Source organism: Rodentibacter sp. Ppn85, assembly GCF_001999335.1.
Classification (GTDB): Bacteria; Pseudomonadota; Gammaproteobacteria; order Enterobacterales; family Pasteurellaceae; genus Rodentibacter.
On record NZ_MLHS01000075.1, the window covers coordinates 1 to 4,623 of the forward strand.

Annotated in this window: 3 protein-coding genes; all 3 read left to right on the plus strand. The window is 44.6% G+C overall.

Going from position 1 to position 4,623, the window contains the following annotated elements:
- Positions 1 to 929 (plus strand): DUF4123 domain-containing protein (locus BKL51_RS10925; RefSeq protein WP_143530616.1); only part of this gene is annotated, 929 nt, incomplete at its 5' end.
- 7 nt (positions 930 to 936) lie between these two features.
- The gene (locus BKL51_RS10930) at positions 937 to 3,747 is read left to right on the plus strand and encodes a toxin VasX (RefSeq protein WP_077466696.1); all 2,811 of its coding nucleotides are present in this window, start codon (positions 937 to 939) and stop codon (positions 3,745 to 3,747) included.
- Position 3,748: 1 nt separating this feature from the next.
- Complete coding sequence (locus tag BKL51_RS10935) at positions 3,749 to 4,606, plus strand: hypothetical protein (protein ID WP_077466697.1); 858 nt, start codon at positions 3,749 to 3,751, stop codon at positions 4,604 to 4,606.
- Positions 4,607 to 4,623: the final 17 nt, after the last annotated feature.

Sequence of the window (4,623 nt, forward strand, 5' to 3'; positions counted from 1 at the left end):
AGTTTGACTCCGCACACAATCCCAAAGAGGGACTGTATTATCCCAACCCCCATTTCACCGAGAATGCACAAGATTGGCGTTACTATGCCGTGATTGACGGCGTAAAATCCTTTACCATCCCCCAATTAAGCGAACACGAGGGCAGAACCGAGTCACTGTATAAAGGCGAACTGAAAGACAAAATGGACAGCAACGCCCCGTTTCTTGCCCAACTGACCGTCACCGACAGAGAAGACAGCCCCTTTGTCGAACTGCTTTTCACTCAAGCGGAACAACCTTGGATGGGCGCTTGGGATTGCAATCCGACCATTATTATCCGTTCTCGCCAAACCTTTGATTCACTGGCTTATCACCTACGCAAATTTATTCACCTTTACCGGGAAGAAAACGAAAAATGGTATTTCTTCCGTTTTTACGACCCGATAATCCTGGTTGCCTATCTGCGATACATTTCCTGTTCCCCGGCAAAACTGGCGTCCTTTTTCGGCGTTCGGGAAGGCGAAACGATGATAGATTCCTTCGGCGCGCGTATCGGCAACCGGTTTCATATTTTCAGCCTAAAGGATTTACCGCAGGACACCCAACCAAGTGCGGTCGGTTTTGATGGAGAATTTCAAGCGTTTTTGGAAGACTACGACAAACGACAATTACTGGAACAATTACAAAAAGACATTATTCCGGCGGATTTCGCCGAACAAAATATTGCCGCACAGGATATTGAAAAATACTTTTATCAAGCACTTGAGTTAGGCTTTAAAATTGAAGGCAGTATCATCAATATTGTGAAAGTATTTTGTTATTTGGCAGGCGATATGACAACGCTTAAACATCATTGGCTGGCGCTTGAAAAAGAATATGGCGATGATCTCAGCGAAACAGAACTCGCCGAGTTATTGCATGACAAAATAAAAATACGGACGGAGGCTTAGAATAAATATGTCGAAAAATAACACTGACGGTCGCGCCGACCCGAATGCAAAACCGATCGGGCAGCCTATTGCCTGTCAATTGGATATCGTCCCGGTTTTTCCGGTACGTTTTAGTATGAACGCGGAAACATTAAATGAGGCGGCTAAAACAGGAACAGTGCCACCCATGCCGACAAGTATTGATGATCCTCAATATGACTTACGCCGTTTACGCCAAGGTTATCTATATATCCTCGCCCGGGTAAAACATGTGGGCAATGCTACCGATGAAAAGAAACGCTGGTTAATTTTTGAATATACGGTCGCCAATGACGACAGTAACGCCCCTAAACTGAATCAATCAGGGGGATTACCTTATCGCTTTAGCCAATATGTTTGGGCGGACGGTACGGCGCGTGGAGAATGGAAAAAACTACCGCAATCCTTTCCTTATGCCTATGTGCATTCTCAAGTGAGCGCTATTGAGTGTGCTTACAGCGAAGAGCGCTGGGCGCCGGAAATGTTTGAAGAGTTAGAGCGTGAGCCAAGCAAGCGAGCGCAAATCATGCAGAAATTCTCCTTAACCGGTGGTTCGGAGAAGTTCGTTTTTACGGGGGAAAAGCTTTCGGAAAAGGTCGCTGATTTTAAACGGGAGAAACAGATTCAGGATTTAATCGATAGCTTTCGTCGCTTAACCGGCTTAGGCTATAACGAACAACACAAAGTATTTGATAGTTGTTCGACAAAGAAAACCTTAGTCATTGCCTTATTTGACCGTATTGGCGACATTAAAGACGTTTCCGCCTATCATCAGCGGATATTGGCAAATAATTTAAAAGAATTCTCAAAACTTCTTTATCCGGTTACCACGGCTAAGGCGATTAAGCAGATAGAACAGCAGGTATATAAAAATCCGAATTGGCTTAAGCGTCTAATGAGTTCCGACCCGCTGGATGGAGACATGCGTAAAAAAATTGAAATCTATGCCAAAAAATCCCCTCTGATGTCGGAACAAACTATGCAAAATTTAGCGACAGCTCAATTTAATTTGTTAAATCAAACGGGCAACGGCACGCCTCGTGAACAGATGTCATTTTTAGATAAACTCTGCGAAACCAATCAAAAACAATTAGACAGATTAGCCTCTATTGCCGATTATGCCATGGCATTTTACGGCTCGGCGATGGCGGGATTTGGCGATACGCCAAAGGGCGTGGAGCAGCAGAAAAATCTACTGATTAAGGGCGATGGTAACTCATGGCACGCCACTCTGTCTAATCTCCTTAGCGTAAGCGATAAACTGAATCAAATCACCAAAGAGACGGCGACAAAACTGGCGACCAAAGCCTTACGTTTTGAGATTATGATTGAATCGGTGATGGCGGCACAGATGTTGCTTTGGAAAGAGAATGTCGAAGGTGCGATTCCTTATAAGCATTTTTTAGCCGCAGCGGGGTTAAAATTACAGACTATTTCCGTGGCGCATGTGGGCAGTGTGAATGTGGGGGCAGAGATAGTGAATCAACAAATGCGCACCCTAATTCAAAATGCCGACGAGCTGTTTAAAGGATTAAGCGCGGCGCATTATCAAGCGGAACTCACCAAAGGCATACGCTCAGGCGCCGATCATTATGTTAATATGAATGTCCATGTCGTCGTAAAAAACGATTATAGTCCGGCGGTCCGGCTGGTAAAAGTTAGCGAATCGGTCGGCACGTTCTTTGCCGGCGGGACGTTAATCATGAATTTACGGGAATGGGCAAAATATAAGCAAGATAATTCCGGTTCATTATCGGCATGGTTTTTACACCCGTCAGTTCGTTTGGCAAATGATTTTGCCGCGTTGGTGGCAAGTTTGGAGAGAACGAAAGGATTTGGCGCTAAAGCATTGGGTGAATTTTACGAGCGCTTGGATAGCGCAGCAGTAAAACAAATTCAGGGGCTGGCTGAGTTTAAAGAGCCGATTGGGATAAAAACTGCTACGGGTAGGGGCACCCAACTGGCTAAGCATCTGACACTGAAAAATGTCGGGCGTCTAGCCAATGTGTTGGGGGTGGTGATTGCTTTTGCACAAGCACATCAAGCGATACGCACCGGCGACACGGCGGCGCGTAATTCGGCGATAATGGCGGGCATGGCGGAAATCAGTTTCTTTATTTCCACCTTTGCCTACACCGGCGCCTTTGTGGGAATCGGGGTGGTGTTGGCAATCGGTTCGGTGCTGACTTCACTGGTGGCGGATAATGAATTTGAGCAATGGGTGAGAACCGGGTTCTGGGGGAATTCGGGGGATTATTGGGGGAATAGAAGAATTGAATTACCTAAACGTTTTTTTGAAGCTCAGAAATTATCAACTACAAGTAAATCGAAAGATGTACAAAAAATTAAAAACTTCTTTGAGCAAGAAATGGACGGCTTTTATAACTTGATCTGGGGTATCGGTATTGATACTACCTTGGCAAATCAATATCAGCTAAGGGTCTATTGTCCGGCATTTAAGGATAGAAGCAGTGCGGATAAACTGACGGTAGAACTCAGCGTAACGGATTATACTCCCCGCCCGGCATGGCATCCTGGCAGCGATATACCCATGCCGGCACCTATGCCGAGCCATAATGTGCGCAAGCAATTTTTATCACCAGGGGAGATATTGATTGATATGACGCAAATTAGCAGCTTGCGAAACTATCGTTATATTTCTGATACCAAAGGTAATAATGCAATGAAAATCCTAACGGTAAAAATCAAATATCCCAAACTGGGTGAAGATGTTTCTAGTTGGTGGAACAGATTCAATGCGGATTATTTTGAAAGTAAAATCACTTATGTAGGGGTATAACATGTTCTTATCCGAATACAGTCCAGATGTGATTGCACGCAATGTAAAACAGTTGGGCAATGGCGTAATTGAGGTACGCCGTTACAATGACGGGCATATCCGTGCTGACCTCTCTTGGGTGTGGTTTTTATGTACGGTAGGGTTTCTTATTTATGACTACTTTACTACTCAAACTATGTTTAGAGATATTCAATGGGCTATATCTATCGATTGGTCATTAGAAACAGTATGGGAGCGGTATTCTAATACCTTTTCCGTGCTTGGAGAAGTTATGCCTGAAAATGCTTATGAGGAATTTAAGGAGAGTATGATCAGAATGCATAGTAGCAGTTTTTACTGGGGCTGGTTCTATATCCTCTTCCCATTATTCTGGTTCTTTATGGTTGCCTCCCCCAAATGGCGTCCGGTGCGCTTTGATACCAAACGCCGTTTAGTGTATTTTTGGTCGTGGGGGCAGCTTTATATTATGCATTATCCCAAATCCGTACAGCGGGATAGGGAACAGCTCCTCCGCTTTTTAAGCCCGGAGTTTTTCACCCCGTGGATACGCCCGAAACATTTTGGCAGCTTAGTGTTTACTATTCCTCATGAAAACCCCGAGAAAAAACGCTCCCGCCGTGTGCCATTGGGGATTTACCGCCCTGCTTGTGAAGACCAAAATCACGCATTATTGACTTTTATTTTGGATTATCTCAGCAGCGAAAACCCGGACGAAGAATACGGCAAGTTCTTTAAAAAAGAAAAACGCATTGCCAGCGACTATTTTAACTGGTTTTATCAATTTAGCCTGTTCCCGCCAATCGGCTATAACGAAAAGAAAACCCAAGCCCGCATTCAGGCATGGTTGGATAAGCATTAAAAAAGGGGCTGACGTAG

Bases quoted from the DNA above. Each gene is read 5' to 3' on its own strand.
- BKL51_RS10935 (WP_077466697.1), top strand. From the start codon at position 3,749: ATGTTCTTATCCGAATACAGTCCAGATGTGATTGCACGCAATGTAAAA.
- BKL51_RS10930 (WP_077466696.1), top strand. From the start codon at position 937: ATGTCGAAAAATAACACTGACGGTCGCGCCGACCCGAATGCAAAACCG.